The sequence below is a fragment of the Marinoscillum pacificum genome (assembly GCF_024714495.1).
Classification (GTDB): domain Bacteria; phylum Bacteroidota; class Bacteroidia; order Cytophagales; family Cyclobacteriaceae; genus Marinoscillum; species Marinoscillum pacificum.
The window spans coordinates 578,499-593,966 of the sequence record NZ_JAMZMJ010000001.1 but is presented as its reverse complement, the minus strand read 5'-3'; the positions used below and the strand labels follow the sequence as shown (position 1 = coordinate 593,966).

Here is a 15,468-nt window from a genome sequence, read left to right as displayed (position 1 = left end):
TATATCGGCTTGGGTGTTACACGTAGAGATTTCGAAGCACTGAACAGTCCACCTGAAACCGAACGTGCAAAGAGATTAAAACTTACGCATACCACTGTCCGCCCTATGTTTTATACCCAATATTGGGCGTAGTTACTTTAACTTTTCTTCAATAAACCTTATAAAAGTACTTGCTTTATCATATAGTGTAAATATTTCGTCAGAGGTTTTAAAGTCAAGAGAATAGGCCGCAAAATTGCTGTGTACTAGCAGGTTTCTTAAATGTCCAATTTCTAAAAATGCTTTTATGGACTCGTCTAATTCTACATTGTTATTTATTTCTTCATTTAGGTCCTTTTTAAACTCTTGGCCAAAAAGAGAGAAGAAACTATTAGCATTCTTACCTGGTTTTTCAGGATTATTTTTTTCACCCCAATTGAAAAAAGTATGATATTGCTGGCTGATGGCTTTCTTTTTTAGAAAGTTTGTTACCCTCGAGTCCTTATTTGAAGTTGTTGAAACAAATTCAATTAAGATTTCTTGGATTTGATGTTCGAAATAACTTGCAGCTGATAAAACAAGAATTTTAGTGAAATATTTATTCACATCACTTTGCAAGGAAGGTTGTTTTTGTTCAGCCAAGAAATCTACAATCCCTTTGTATTCCTCCTTTATTGATTCTACAGCACCCATTAATGTAATATTTCTGATGCTTTGGTTAATCGAAGTTTTACATTTTTTTCACTGGCCGTATCAGATTGTGTTGCGTCAATAAATTCAGGATTTTCTTTGAGCTCTTGAACTTTCGATGAGTCAATTTCTCTGACTACTAAATTCTTTTGACCAAATGCCTCTTTACAACATGCAACAAATATTGATTCATAAACAGATAGGTTAAATCTACCAGTCTTGCTGAAGAATAACCTTTTATCATCTTCAGGTATTTTGTTAAGAAAGGCTTTGAATAAAGATTCTAAGTATTCAATATTCTCAGTTGGAAATGATTTGGCTTTAAATGAAAATTGATTTAAAAATTTTGTCATCGAAGGCTTGTAGGAATCAGATCCTATGAGCATTGCAAAACCTCTCAATAAAATCTCAACATCTCTCATGTGAAGATTCGGTGTTGTAGAAGGAGTGACATCCCTCCATTCGGGAAGTAGGTTAATACGATAAAGCATATCGTAAAAATCTGAATGGAAAAGACTCGTCCGTATTTCCTGAGGCTTAAGATTTACTCCTCCTGAATTCAGCCTATTGAATACTTCAAAAACAACAGAATGACCATCGTCAGGTGTGTTTTGCTTTATAATAATATTTCTAATAGTCCTTAAGTCAAATGTAGTTTGGTCATCGTCATCAAGAGTCGCATAGTTAAGGTTAGCAAACTTATTTACTTGATTTGGTTGAGCTGTTGATAGTTTTAAGTTGAAATCAGTGAAATATTCATTGTTAAAAAGAATTTCATCTGGAATCCCTTTATTTTCATCAAATATGGTTCTAAGTTCTAAGCGTTTTTCTTTTTTCGGAAAACGCTTCTTCACAAAATAATAGATAGTCATATAACGCTGTTGACCATCTATAACAATGAACTTATTCTTTCCTTCTTCATACAGAAAGATTTGTGGAATTGGAATGCCTATTATTATTGATTCAATAAGCTTTGAGGCCCTCTTAATGTCCCAAACATAATTTCTTTGGAAGCCAGGGATTTTGACAATCCCCGAATCAATAAAATCAAATAGTGTTTTAATATTGAAGTCATTCGGCGCAGCTGAAATGTCATATTCGGTAAAACTAATATCTTGACTTTCATCAGTGTCGTCATCGTTTCCTTCGTACCATTCAAACTCTTGGTCTAAGTTTTCTTCCATTGTTATAGTGTTTTGTCGTTTATTAATACGCCCGACTAGAATGTGACGTTAACAATGCGCGCTATCCAATTGTAAAGATGTTTAATAATAAACTAGCTATTTGCATGGTGCCAGTTGTTTAGTCGATTTTATCCGTTTACAATGGTCTAAAATCGGATGTAACAAGCATACATTTCTTGAAAATAATACCTTCCTTGTTAGCGATCAAGTCAAACCTATATCTGTGAAGAAAATACCCTAAAGTAGGTAAGATGATTTGGAGATGGAATAGGACTTTTGCTGGATGTTGGGTGTTGGATGCTAGATGTTGGGTGTGTGATGATAGGTGTTAGATTCTAGATGTTAATCCTCACTAACAGCTCCGTGATACAAGTACAAAGCACCATAGGTCCAGTTGGGGCCTTCTACACCAGGATAGTTGTATCGGTCCATCATCAATGCGACAAAAGGATACGGATAGCCTTCTGGTAGTTGAACGACATTGGGCCAGACTCTTGTGCCAGCATTTTCATCCCACGGTGGTAAGTCCATTTGTAAGGTGCCAGCATCCTTGAGATCGGGATACGTGTAAATAAAGATCTCCCGTTCACTGCTTCCAGAGAAACAATAGTACTCACTGCCAATCTTTTGGATGGAAGTTCCGGTAGAGTTGTGCGCTACTGGTCCATAGACTTGCTGGAAATCTCGATTCCAGTAATTAGACTCCAAGACCACCGCTTTGTATCCGCCCTGGTTCACACAGGTGAGTATTCGCCATTTGTTGTCCTTTTTATCGAACAGGAGATGTGGGTCTTCTATATCGCCAACAATACCAAATGGTTCAGACTTCATTATGGAAAATCCGAATCTCGGATCGCGCTCACTTTCGATGGCTAACAGTTGTTTTTTCTCTTCTTTGATAGCATAAGCACTAAATCCTGTCGTTAGACCTCTCCAGATTTGCTCTTTCCGGTCATAGAAGAGGTGAGAGGCTATTTCATTTCGCAGGAGTCCATCTCCACGGTCAAAAACGATTACTCCTTCCAGTCGCAGATCAAAGACTGAAGGGTTCATGCTGAACACGCCTTGCACATGATGTGGCAAAGCACGTCCGCGGATACTCATGGTGTACCAAAGTCGTCCCGCATCCAGATATGGAGATCCATCTTCATAGGTAATCGCTCGGATGTCTGCCTGACCCAGGCCGGTGTTAAGTGCGATTTCTGCTTTGTTGATGACAACTTGTCCTTGATTGATCTTGAGATAGACTCTAGACTGCAGTGAATTGATCAGTTTTTTCTGTCTGAGGTCTATCTTCTCGGCAAAGTCGAATTGTCCAATAGGAATAGGTAAGTTGTTATTTTGGATGTAAACCGTATAACCGCTTCCAAGCAATTGAATAATCAATCGACCTTTGAGTGATTGTTGGTTGATGTTCTTCGTTGAAACGACGGTAGATTCAGCTTCAGAAGATCGTTTGATGTGGTTGGTTACTTCGGTAATTAGCCCATCAGCATACGTCACAGATACAATGAATCGTAAGCTTTGATCAGCTCTAGTAAACTCATAACCGATTGCTCCTGATCCATTGATGGATGCCAGGTCTAGTTCGTAGGAAGCAAATGGATTAAATCCACCAACCCAAATGGACGTTTCCGATGGTTTCGCTGATTGGACAGTCAAATGATTGTTTTGGGTCTGTATTTTCGCCTGTTGCTCCGAATAATGATGTGTCGGAAACATGGAAGGCATTCCAATAATAGTTGCAGGGTCTAAACTGGATAGTGTGATCTGCTGCTCCTGATCAAAAATGAGTCGTTTAACTCCCTGTCGTACGAATTGAATTTGATCTGGCTGAATGTCTGGTGACTGTCCAGATAAACTCCAGGAGAATAAGGTGATAAATAGAATCGTCAACAGACTTGCAGGGGAGTGAAGCATCATATTTCGGTTAGGTGTGAGGCAAATATGTGGTAAAGAGGTTAAACTACAAACGGTCAGGTGTTAGATGTTGGACATTGGGTGTTGGAGGTGAGTTGTTAGTTGAACAGTTTGAACTTTAGTGTTTTCAATCCAATGTCTAACATCTTCACATTGTGAGTAAGGCTTCACACAGTCCATCAATTACCTGGGACATCTTACCAATATCTAATGTTTCCATGGTGTCGGTTGGTGCATGATAATTGGCATTGCGGTAAAAAGACGTATCGGTAATCATCATTGCCTTAAACCCAAACTTCCAGTAGTTGAGATGATCAGAAAAGTCAATACCTGTTAATCGCTTGGGCCCGGCAAACATCTTCGTTCTGATTGCTTTGGTTGATTTAAATTTTCTGCTGAACTGCCTAACAAACTTGCCAGCCCCAAATTTCTTAACCAGGGTGATATAATTACCTCTACTTCCATAAATGGCTGAGAGAATTCCCAGAGGGTAGGATTGAGTATTCTTTTCCTCTTTGAAATAGCCAATCATCTCTACAGAGATCATTCCCAATACATCGGCACCTTCATCTACCAGTGATTTGGCATGAATATAACTAACCATAAACTCGGTGCGGAAATAAGGAGGTTCTTCCAGTGTATAAGCTACTAAGTCAACACCGTAAGAAAGCTCTTTGTCAACCAATAATCGAGCTAGTTCCAATAGGCCAACCACACCACTCGCATTGTCATCCGCTCCTTGCTGATTGCCACAGACGTCATAGTGTGCTCCGACAATAATGCGTTTCTTATGCTCCATTCCGAATGAAGCGATCACATTTTTATATGTCGTTGATCCAACTTCGTATTCTTGAATGCTCACATGCTCAGAAAATTGGCTAAAAACAGATTGTATGTAGTCTGCAGTTTGATTAAGCAGCTGGAGGTTGCGGTAATTTCTGAATCCATCGGTCTTCGTAATAGCTGTTAGATGTTGCCTGATGATGGTGGTGTCAGATTCATTGGCTAAAGAGATGTTGCTAAAGAGTATGCTAAGAAATGTAAACCCGATTTGAAGTATTCTCACGTTGCTTATAACGTAGAAAATTGATGGAATGATATAGAGTTGATGCTGTAGGCTTGGTGAAGGGTATTATATAATGGTGGCTAGGTGTAGGTTTTGGGTGTTTGATGTTTGATGGAATGGGCATCTATTAATCACATGATGGAATTGTTTGTATTCAGAAATTGTAATGTGATCCTGAGGGGTCCTTTTTCTCTGTTTTCTTTGATTCTCTGCGGTTGGTAAGTTAGAGGGAAATAAAAAACCCTGACAAAGATAACTCTATCAGGGTTTGCGGTATGGACGGGATGCGTGACGATCATGACGGCTTTGCCATTCATGATGTCATCACCATGACTGAAACGTCATGGCTCGTACCCGTTTATTATTTTTTGCCCTTCCAGAGTAAGATCCTCATGGTATTTGAGCATCACAAAAATCTAAAATGAACCAAAGGCAATCTTCTTTTCTGATCTCCCATTTTCTCTGCGGTTAATGGATAGGATAGAGGATTGTAAAACAAAAGAGGGTTACAATCAATTAAGACTATAACCCTCTTTGCGGTATGGACGGGACTCGAACCCGCGACCTCCTGCGTGACAGGCAGGCATTCTAACCAGCTGAACTACCACACCAATATTTTCTTTTTTTCGGCATTCTAACCTTCCGATAGCTATCGGAAGAACTACCACACCAATTTTGGTTTTCTAGTTTTTCGATATTGATCGAGAGAACTACACTGAACCATAGCGAATTTTTTAAAGAGGTTTATTCCTCGTCTTAGAAAAAAAAAGCCTTGGTTTTTCCAAGACTTTTAGCGGTATGGACGGGACTCGAACCCGCGACCTCCTGCGTGACAGGCAGGCATTCTAACCAGCTGAACTACCACACCAATATTTTCCTTTTTTCGGCATTCTAACCTTCCGATAGCTATCGGAAGAATACCACACCGTTTGTTGTTTTTGAGCAGTTAAACACTCTTTTGTGTCCCTGTTTTTCTCAATTGCGAGGCAAAACTAGGTGCTTCGATTTTAAAAACCAACATCTCCCAATAAATATTTTCAAGAAGTTTTTTCAATTGATTAAAAATGCGCCGAAAGAGTATTTCTTACATACATTTGCAAGATCAAATAAAGAGCGGATGCATTTAGAATTCGAAAAACCAATCATAGAGTTAGAAAGTAAGCTGTCAGACATGAAAGAGCTTGCTCAACAAAGTGAAGTAGACGTATCTGATGCGATCACTAAGTTGGAAAACAAAATATTGAAACTTAAGAAAGATACTTTTGAAAATCTGACCAGGTGGCAAAGAGTGCAGCTTTCCAGACATCCGGAAAGACCGTATACTCTTGATTATATCTACGAAATGTCTGATGAGTTTGTGGAGCTTCACGGCGACAGGACAGTAAAAGATGATAAAGCCATGGTTGGCGGTTTTGCTGAGATTGACGGCATTCCTGTCATGATCATTGGCCAGCAAAAGGGTAGAAATACCAAGCAACGTCAGGAGAGAAACTTCGGTATGGCTAATCCAGAAGGTTACCGCAAGGCCCTTCGTTTGATGAAGCTTGCGGAGAAGTTTAACCGACCGATCATTACGTTGATTGACACTCCAGGTGCTTTCCCAGGTCTTGAGGCTGAAGAAAGAGGACAGGGTGAAGCGATTGCTCGCAACTTGAAAGAGATGATGATGCTTAAAGTGCCGGTAGTCAGTGTGATCATTGGTGAAGGAGCTTCAGGTGGTGCATTAGGTATCGCGATTGCAGACAAAGTGTTGATGATGGAGAATACCTGGTATTCTGTAATCTCTCCAGAGTCTTGTTCATCGATCCTTTGGAGAAGCTGGGATTATAAAGAGCAAGCTGCTGAGGCACTTAAGTTGACCGCTAAAGACATGCTTGAAAACAAGCTGATCGACGGTATCATTAAAGAACCACTTGGTGGCGCGCATACGGATATGCAGGCAAGTTCAGCTGAATTGAAAAAGGAGCTAGTGAAGCACTTGAAAGCCTTGAATAAGCAATCTGCTGAAAAGAGAATCGATAACAGAATTGAGAAGTTCTCCTCTATGGGAGCTTATCAATAGGTATTTATAAAATAGTTGTCTCCGTATGGAGATTTTAAAACAGCAATTTCAATTCGAGATTGCTGTTTTTTTTAGTGTAAACTCGAATGCACTTTGCCGGGAGTACTTATAACTGGTGATTGTAGTAAAAAGACAATCATTCGATTAATTTTGATGCTCATTAAGAAGGAGTGGTTTGCTGTAGAATGAACAAGTCCCCTATAATTCTGTTTCATTTGACAATCAAGATGACAGTAACCTTGCTTTTTAGTGAATCAACTAACTCACAAAACAATGATGAAAGCATTCTTTAAGTTTTGCTTCTGGATAGCCGGATGGAACGTGGTTGGGAGAAGACCAACAGAGGTTAAGAAGTATATCTTGATTGTAGCTCCACATACGAGCAACTGGGACTTTTTCATTGGAGTGGCTGCACGAAGCATTTCAGGTTTACGAAGCGATTATTTAGCCAAAGATTCATTGTTCAAGATTCCAGTGGTGGGATGGTTTATGAGAATGGTAGGAGGGCACCCCGTAGATCGCTCCAAGCGAACCAATATGGTGGATCAGGTAGTCGACCTCTACAACTCGAAAGAAGAGTTTGTGATCACTATTACCCCGGAAGGTACTCGTTCCTACAATCCCAATTGGAAAACCGGGTTTTATCGAATAGCACACAAAGCCAACATACCGATCGTGATGGTGGCGTTCGATTATTCGAAAAAGCAGGTCATATACAATGAGCCTATGTATCCAACAGGTGATTTGGAAAAGGACATAGAAGAAATCAAAGCTTACTATCGAACTATTCCTGGAAAGTACCCAGAACTTGGCGTTGTTTAAGTAGAAGGGGCTGGTTCGATGTGAATCAAAACCTGTCCAGCCTCTGGAAATTGTTCCCGGATGGTGTCTTGCAGTTTGTGAGCAAGATCATGTCCTTCTCTTACGGATTTGTGACCATCTACAAAAGCGTGTAAGTCAATGTGATAAGTCATTCCAGATTTTCTAATGAAACATTTCTCAGTGCCTTCTATTCCTTCTACAGTGTCTGCAATAGTTCGGATCTGTTCTACCAAATGATCATGTACGTGCTCGTCCATGATTTCTCCAAGAGCGGGTCTTAAAATGACATAGCAATTGTACAGGATAAAGAACGCAGCAAACAATGCTGCCCAATCATCAGCGGCAGCGTATCCATCGCCCATAAACACTGCTATCGAGATCCCAATAAATGCCGCTACAGAAGTGATGGCGTCACTACGGTGATGCCAGGCATCTGCTTCTAAGGTCGTGCTTTTGACCTTCTTCGCTTTTGACTTGACGATCTGATAAGAAGCTTCTTTCCAAACAATGATTGCAGCTAGAATATAAAGCGTCCATGTTTCTGGTAGCTCGTGAGGAGTTTGAATGTTGAGAATGCTCTGGTAAGCAATTAAGGTTGCTGATACGATTAGAAAACCAACAACTACGAAAGTGATTAGTGGTTCTATTCTGCCATGTCCATAAGGATGGTTTTCGTCTGGCGGCTTTTGTGCGTATCGAAGACCTAGTAAAACGATGATGGAAGAGAAGACGTCAGATGTGGATTCTATAGCATCGGCTATAAGCGCATGAGAGTTTCCAAAGAATCCAGCGAGCCCTTTAAGTATAGCCAGGGCGATGTTGCCTACCAATCCAAAAATGGAAGCACCAAGGGCTGTGTTGTTGCTCATCTCAAGTCAAACAAAAAACCCTGACGATTAGGTCAGGGTTTGTGTATTTATTTTGTAGTTCTTTTTGTTCGTCTTTTTGGTTTTACTTCCTCAACGATTTCGTCTTCTACGTCGGCAAGGATTCTACCGCAATGTTCACAAACAATAATTTTCTTCTTCTCTCTAATCTCAGCTTGTTGCTGTGGAGGTACTACGTTGAAACATCCACCACATGCTCCTCTTTTAACAGGAACTACAGCAAGTCCGTTTCTCATGTTCTTTCTTACTTTCTCGTAAGACTTGAACAATCTTTCCTCTACATTCTTAGCAGCTTTTTCACGCTCTTTAAGAAGTTTCTCTTCGTCAGACTCAGACTCTTTAGTAATTGTCTCAAGTTCTCCTTTTTTAGAGTCTAGATCTTTTTCTCTTTCAGAAAGAGTGTTTTTAGTTTGATCTATTTCTTCTTTTTTAGCGTCAATCTTAGCGTAAGATTCTTTGATTCTTTTCTCAAGGATTTGAATCTCAAGTTGTTGCAATTCTACTTCTTTAGTGATTGCATCATACTCACGATTGTTTCGAACGTTCATCTGCTGCTCCTCATATTTCTTGATGAGCTTCTCAGCGTCCTTAATTGCGGCTTTATTGCTATTGATGTTGTCCTCCAAATCAGCAAGCTCCTGATTTTGTTTTTCAACCCTCGTTTGGTATCCAGCGATTTCATCTTCAAGATCCATTACCTCATCAGGTAAGGCACCTCTCACTTTAATCAGTTCGTCACGTTCTGAATCGATGGATTGTAACTTTACGAGGCTGTCGAGCTTTTTTGCTACGGTATTTTCCATGCAGTATTACAAATAATTGATTGGATTAGTCTGTACCTCCGATAAACGGAGTGCAATATTAGTGAATTTTTCGCTTAATATATCATAAAGTAAATCCTTTGTGTATTGTTCACTTTCGAAGTGCCCAATATCTGCCACAATGATTTGGTTGTCGGCTTCAAAAAAGTCATGATACTTGAAGTCTCCAGTGATGAAAATGTCTGCTTTCGAAGAGATTGCTCTATTCAATAGGAAACTTCCAGCACCACCACAAACAGCAACTTTTTGAATCATATTTTTATGAATGTGGGTATATCTAATGCCTTGAGCCTTAAAGGTTTCTTTTAAGGACTTCAAGAATGCCTTGGTCTCCACAGGCTCTGAAAGTTGACCAACCATACCACTTCCGACTTCCTGATTTTTATTACTCAATGGAGTAAGGTAGTAAGCTACTTCTTCATAAGGATGTGCTTGATTCAAAGCATTTAGAATTTTCCCAGAAAGAAAAGTTGGGAAAATGACTTCCACTCTGTTTTCAGAGACTTGTTCGTCCTTATTGGCAGTCCCAATGTGTGGATTGGAGTCTTCACCTGGTCTGAATGTGCCCGTTCCAGTTACTTGAAAACTACAGTGATCGTAATTGCCAACCTCTCCAGCGCCAGCTGCATACAATGCGTCCAGTACTGTTTGAGTATCAGTTGTAGGTATGAAAGTGGTTAGTTTTGTTAGCACTTCTGATTTTGGACTCAATGTCTTTAAGTTGGTTAGCCCAATTTTGTCACAGATCATCTTGTTCACGCCCAAATGCACATGGTCCAGGTTGGTGTGAATGGCGTAAATAGCAATGTCGTTTTTGATGGCTTTAATCACGCATCGTTCCACCCAATGCTTTCCGGTAATGCTTTTTAATCCTTTGAAAATCAGGGGATGATGGGCTATTATCAGGTTGCAGTTATTGGTAATTGCCTCATCAATGACTGCTTCTGTTACATCCAGAGTAAGCAATGCTGATGTCAGCTCTGCGGAGCGATCCCCAACAAGTAACCCTGAGTTATCATAGGATTCCTGGTAGGGAAGTGGGGCAAATTGCTCTAAAAACTGAATGATATTTTTAATTTGCATGATGTCTCTAATGTTGCTGTGGCGAATATTACTTTTTCCAATCACCCTGCTGTATGCAGCTGTTGTAAAACTACGCAATTGGTTTTACGATAAGGGCATTAGTCGTTCTACTCAATTTGATGCAAATGTAATTGGTGTTGGAAACCTCTCTATAGGAGGAACGGGTAAATCTCCAATGATCGATTATTTGATTCGGTATTATCTGAACCAGGATTATAAGGTAAGCACCCTCAGTCGAGGCTATGGTCGGAGTACACATGGTTTCAGAGTCGCTAGGGATCACGATACTGCAGATACCATTGGAGATGAGCCTTATATGTATTGGAGGCGATATGGTGAGCTGATCAATGTGGCGGTTTCAATAGATCGTGAGTTGGCCGTACCACAATTGGTAGGATTCGCTGAGCAAGAAGTGGTATTGATGGATGATGGATTCCAACACCGACGTGTGATTCCATCCGTTGCGATTGTATTGACTACTTATGAAAATCCATTCTATGAGGATTACATATTGCCTTCCGGAAGGTTGAGAGAGCATCGAACGGGGATTTCTCGAGCTGATTTTGTTATCATGACCAAGTGTCCTGAACATTTAAGCGAGTCAGATCAGGTTAAAATCCGAGAACGAATTCGTCAATATACGAATGCTTATGTTTTTTTCACTTCCGTGGAATATTTGAAGCCGCAACCCATTTTTGAGAATGAGCTTCCTCTTCATAATCGCGTGATCGCTATTTCTGGAATGGCGGACTCAGCACCGTTTGAGAAGCGCGTTCGACATGATTTCAATGTGCTTTTAACGCATAGTTACAGAGATCACTATCGATATAAACCGCAGGATATTAAGGATATAAGTCAGGAGCTAGGTGATGATGTCAGTTTGCTGGTTACAGAAAAGGACATGGTCAAATTGAAGGAATTTGACCAGCTAGCGGAATACTCTTGTTATTATTTACCGATTCGTGTAAAATTTTTGCGAGAAGAGGCGTTATTTCTATCACAGTTAGACTCTATGCTGAAAAACTATGTTCAGTAGGGGAAAGAATTATACTTTTGCCGCGTGAAAAGAATTTCTCTTCATTTTCTATTACTACTAATGGCTTGGAACCTCAGTGCACAGATCACTGACGATTCCACGGAATTAGTATACAATGCCAATACTACTCGAATTATTCTAGAGGCGGATATCAAGAATAATGTAGAGAAGGAACGGCACCCGGATACCACGCTTTACAATCTGGAAAAATATTCTCATCTCGATAGAAATGGTAAAATGTACCAGAATCTTGGAAATAATGGAACGGCCATGTATCCATTGTTTTATCCTGTTACGGGTGTGATTGGAAGAACCAGTGGGTTGTCAGCTTATGATAGCTACATGGTTACGCCGGACAAGATTCAGTATTTCGATACCAAGTCTCCCTATATGGATCTGTTTGTCACGTTTGCAGGAAATGGAAGATCAGTGGTTGACTTTAAGTTCAGTAGAAATGTCAATGCCAATTGGAACTTTGGATTTGACATCTATAGAATTACCTCTGACAAGCAAATAGGGAAGAGTGGTCAGCAGGATCGAAATGTTATCGGTACCGTGCTAGATGTTTATACCTATTATCAGCATCCCGAAAAACCATATTCAGCGATGTTGAGCGTGACCAATATGGGCTTTAATGTCGAGGAAACTGGAGGTATTTACATTGACGATATAGAGACAGCTACTCAGGATGAGTTTTTCCAATATGACGATGCCACGAAACAGTTGAGTGATGCGGTAACGAATGATAAGCGCACCAATGTTCATTTATATCATCAGTATGCGTGGCAAAAACAGTTGCAATTCTATCATCAAGCTGATTTTATTAGTCAAAAGGATATCTATCAGGATTTTGGAACACAGTCTACAGCTACTTCTACCACTTACAATAATTATGGAGACTTTTATAACCAGTTTCTCATCGCACCAGACAGTACCTATGAGCGCAGCAACTGGACTGAAATAAAAAATGAAGTAGGTATCAATGGTGATTTAGCGAATCTTTTTTACAGAATTTACTTGAAGCGGAGAGATATTGATTTTACCTATTTATATCTGGATCCAACAAGCCATTTTGGTGAAATGTATCTTGGAGGATATACACGCTTTGATTGGAGGGATAAGTTTAATGTGGAGGGTCAGGCAGAATTCTTACAGAGTGGCGAATACTTATTAAATGCCAATTTGAATTCGGATCTTATTTTTGGATCTTATAAGTCAGTGCGCTCCAAGCCTTCGTTCATTTCTGAAACTTACTACGGCAACCATCATGAATGGTACAATAGCTTTAACTCTTCTTTTAGTAATGAAATAAAGGGTGGGGTTCAGTTGAATCTAGGTTTCTTGAAAATCAGACCTCAAGGACGCATCCTTACAGTAGATCAGTTTACTTATTTTGATCAGAATCAGGAAGCTAGACAAAGTTCAGAAATCGCCGTGCTGACATCTTTAGGGGGAGATTTTAACCTTAGATTAACCACCAATAAAGAATTCAATGAGGCTTTCATGTTTGAAAACCAGGTCTATTATACAACACTTGGTGGAGATGGAGCTGCATATATGAGAGTGCCTGAGATCTTCTACAATGGTAAGCTTTACTGGAAAGGGTTGTGGTTTAAAAATACCATGGGAGTACAGGTTGGTTTTGATATCCATGCTAAAACCAGGTATTATGGAATGGCCTATGCACCAGAGATTCAGCAATTCTATTTGCAGGACGAATTCCCAATAGATGAATTCTACACCTTGGACTTCTTTATCAATATGCAGGTCAACAATTTGTCTGCATTTGTTAAGGTGACTAATATCAATCAGCAGGCTAATAGTGGATATTTTATTTCACCATACTATCCAGGCATTCGTCAGACCATCGATTTTGGTGCGCGTTGGTTATTTTATGATTAATAATGGAGCAGAATAAAACGACTTTAGGTTTAAATCTTCCTACAGATCCACGTTGGATCAATATTGCAGAAATGAACATTGAGGACATCTTGGTCGATCATGCTTACTGCGAGCAAAAAGCGGCTTCTTCCTGTATATCGCTCATTGTTTCATATCCGGAGCGAAGGGAATTGGTTGACATGTTGACGCCTGTTGTGGCTGAGGAATGGGCGCATTTTGAGCGTGTGATAGAGCAACTCAATAAACGCGGGTATGCACTGGGCAAGCAACGCAAAGACGAATATGTCAGTGCGCTGAATGGTATTCTTAAAAAGGGTGGAAGTAGAGATCAGCAATTGACCGAAAAGCTGCTGATGAATGCATTGATAGAAGCAAGGAGCTGCGAGCGTTTTAAAATACTTTGGAAGAACATTGAGGATGAAGAATTGTCTATGTTCTATTATGAACTGATGGTTTCAGAAGCGGGTCATTATCACAATTTCCTTGACTTAGCCAAGTCTTATTCCGGAGAAGAATATGTAATCAATCGCTGGAAAGAGTTCCTGGAAGCAGAAGCAGAGATTATCAAGAATCTCGAAGTTCGAGGAGATAGGATGCACTGATGGGTTAATAGTTTCAAGTTCTGAGTTTTATGATTTTAAATACTCAGAACATCAAACTTAGAACCTAGAACATTTAAGTTTTCTGCTTTTTCTTCTTAGCTGCTGGGAAAAGTATGTTGTTGAGAATTAGGCGGTAACCAGGTGAGTTCGGGTGTAAATTCAAATCCGTTGGCTGTTCATTAACAAAGTGCTGATAGTCTTCTGGATCATGACCTCCGTAGAATGTCCAAAAACCTTTTCCTAGTACCCCATGAATGTATCGTGCTTCTCCTACAGACCTGTTTTCTCCCATAATTAGTACGTCTGATTTAATGAGTGACTTTCTAAAGGCAGTTGTTTGTCCCATAAAGCCTTTGACAGTTGTTACATGATTTTGTGTCAACATGGTCGGGATAGGGTCCCACTTAGCTGAGAACTGAAACAGCGAGAAGAAGTCATTCTCCTGACGCAACCCTCGCTCTCTTGATTGCATGTCTATATTGGAGTACTCATATTCGTAAGGATTGCGCTCCAGGGTAAAGTTTTCAAAGGCAAAAGTTTCACTAAAATCTAATTTTCCTTGTGCATTAGGGTCTGCAGGGTCACCATCGTACATCGATTCTACAATATCCAATCCTTCAGCAGATAGTGCAATATCGTAAGTATCAGTAGCAGAACACATGGCGAAAAGGAATCCACCACTAGCAACATAAGCTTTGATTTTCTTGGTAACCGCTAGTTTGAGGTGTGAAACTTTAGAGAATCCGTGTTTTTTAGCTGACTCTTCATACTCTCGTTGTTGCTGCTGATACCAAGGAAAATGCTGGTAAGTACGGTAAAACTTACCATACTGACCGGTAAAATCTTCATGGTGTAAATGTAGCCAATCGTATTTTGGTAACTCATTGTACATGATCTCATCATCAAAGATGACGTCATAAGGTATTTCGGCATAAGTGAGAACCAGTGTTACTGCGTCATCCCATGGCTGTTTGCTTTTTGGAGAGTACACAGCAATTTTTGGATATTTTTCTAGTTTCATCACATCCATGTTAGATGCTGGGCTGGAAATTTCATTCAGAATGCTATTTGCCTGAGCGTCAGAGATAACCTCATATGAAATGTTGCGTATGATGCACTCGTTTTCAATTTTTTGAAGGTATTTGACCATGAAACTGCCACCTCTATAGTTCAATAACCAGTCTGCAGGAACTTCTTGGGTCAACATCCAGTAAGTAATTCCGTATGCTTTAAGATGATTGGTTTGAGTTTCATCCATAGGAATCAATAGATAAGCCGAATGAGCCTTAACCGAAATGAATGTTATTGCCAGTATAAAAAACAGTTTTCGCATCATTAATCCCGAAATTTTATTATTCCAACGCATAAGCCAATCGCATAGTTCTCATTAACTTCACCTAACCACAAAGCCAAC

The 15,468-nt window shown here is 39.9% G+C and carries 13 protein-coding genes and 2 tRNA genes; 5 read left to right on the top strand and 10 right to left on the bottom strand.

Annotation, left to right across the window (positions count from 1 at the left end; translation table 11 throughout):
* Positions 1–132 precede the first annotated feature (132 nt).
* The 6 genes from NXS00_RS02605 to NXS00_RS02580 form a co-directional block, all read right to left on the bottom strand.
* Complete coding sequence (locus tag NXS00_RS02605; protein ID WP_258097555.1) at positions 133–672, bottom strand: HEPN domain-containing protein; 540 nt, start codon at positions 670–672, stop codon at positions 133–135.
* Complete coding sequence (locus NXS00_RS02600; protein WP_258097554.1) at positions 672–1,853, bottom strand: DUF262 domain-containing protein; 1,182 nt, start codon at positions 1,851–1,853, stop codon at positions 672–674. The genes NXS00_RS02605 and NXS00_RS02600 overlap by 1 nt, the downstream gene beginning before the upstream one ends.
* 342 nt (positions 1,854–2,195) lie before the next feature.
* Positions 2,196–3,776, bottom strand: a complete 1,581-nt coding sequence (locus tag NXS00_RS02595) for a hypothetical protein (protein ID WP_258097553.1) — start codon at positions 3,774–3,776, stop codon at positions 2,196–2,198.
* Positions 3,777–3,921: 145 nt separating this feature from the next.
* Positions 3,922–4,839, bottom strand: coding sequence for a M28 family peptidase (locus tag NXS00_RS02590; RefSeq protein ID WP_258097552.1), 918 nt, complete (start codon positions 4,837–4,839; stop codon positions 3,922–3,924).
* A 537-nt stretch (positions 4,840–5,376) separates the two neighbouring features.
* Positions 5,377–5,450: transfer RNA gene (locus NXS00_RS02585), tRNA-Asp, on the bottom strand.
* Between the two features lie 183 nt (positions 5,451–5,633).
* Positions 5,634–5,707 (bottom strand) — tRNA-Asp (locus tag NXS00_RS02580).
* Between the two features lie 249 nt (positions 5,708–5,956).
* On the opposite strand from NXS00_RS02580, the gene NXS00_RS02575 reads away from it, so the two are divergent.
* The gene (locus tag NXS00_RS02575) at positions 5,957–6,901 is read left to right on the top strand and encodes an acetyl-CoA carboxylase carboxyltransferase subunit alpha (protein ID WP_258097551.1); all 945 of its coding nucleotides are present in this window, start codon (positions 5,957–5,959) and stop codon (positions 6,899–6,901) included.
* Between the two features lie 273 nt (positions 6,902–7,174).
* On the top strand, positions 7,175–7,723 hold the full coding sequence (locus NXS00_RS02570; protein ID WP_258097550.1) for a lysophospholipid acyltransferase family protein: 549 nt from the start codon (positions 7,175–7,177) through the stop codon (positions 7,721–7,723).
* On the opposite strand, the gene NXS00_RS02565 is transcribed toward NXS00_RS02570, so the two are convergent.
* Genes NXS00_RS02565 through NXS00_RS02555 form a run of 3 tightly spaced genes read right to left on the bottom strand, consistent with a single transcriptional unit; the run spans position 7,720 to position 10,514 of the window.
* Positions 7,720–8,592, bottom strand: coding sequence for a cation diffusion facilitator family transporter (locus NXS00_RS02565; protein ID WP_258097549.1), 873 nt, complete (start codon positions 8,590–8,592; stop codon positions 7,720–7,722). The genes NXS00_RS02570 and NXS00_RS02565 overlap by 4 nt on opposite strands.
* A 47-nt stretch (positions 8,593–8,639) precedes the next feature.
* Positions 8,640–9,413, bottom strand: coding sequence for a zinc ribbon domain-containing protein (locus tag NXS00_RS02560; protein ID WP_258097548.1), 774 nt, complete (start codon positions 9,411–9,413; stop codon positions 8,640–8,642).
* A gap of 6 nt (positions 9,414–9,419) precedes the next feature.
* Positions 9,420–10,514, bottom strand: a complete 1,095-nt coding sequence (locus NXS00_RS02555) for a Nif3-like dinuclear metal center hexameric protein (RefSeq protein ID WP_258097547.1) — start codon at positions 10,512–10,514, stop codon at positions 9,420–9,422.
* Between NXS00_RS02555 and lpxK the strand changes: the two genes are divergently transcribed.
* From lpxK to NXS00_RS02540, 3 genes are read left to right on the top strand one after another with little or no spacing between them, the layout of a single operon-like run.
* Complete coding sequence (gene lpxK, locus NXS00_RS02550; RefSeq protein WP_258097546.1) at positions 10,513–11,550, top strand: tetraacyldisaccharide 4'-kinase; 1,038 nt, start codon at positions 10,513–10,515, stop codon at positions 11,548–11,550. The two genes, NXS00_RS02555 and lpxK, sit on opposite strands and share 2 nt — an antisense overlap.
* A gap of 60 nt (positions 11,551–11,610) precedes the next feature.
* Entirely contained in the window at positions 11,611–13,452 is a 1,842-nt protein-coding gene (locus NXS00_RS02545; protein ID WP_258097545.1) for a putative porin, read from the top strand.
* Positions 13,453–13,454: 2 nt separating this feature from the next.
* Entirely contained in the window at positions 13,455–14,054 is a 600-nt protein-coding gene (locus NXS00_RS02540; protein ID WP_258097544.1) for a MiaE family protein, read from the top strand.
* 73 nt (positions 14,055–14,127) lie between these two features.
* Here NXS00_RS02540 and NXS00_RS02535 read toward each other — a convergent pair whose 3' ends face one another.
* Positions 14,128–15,387, bottom strand: coding sequence for an asparagine synthetase B (locus NXS00_RS02535; RefSeq protein WP_258098438.1), 1,260 nt, complete (start codon positions 15,385–15,387; stop codon positions 14,128–14,130).
* Positions 15,388–15,468 lie beyond the last annotated feature (81 nt).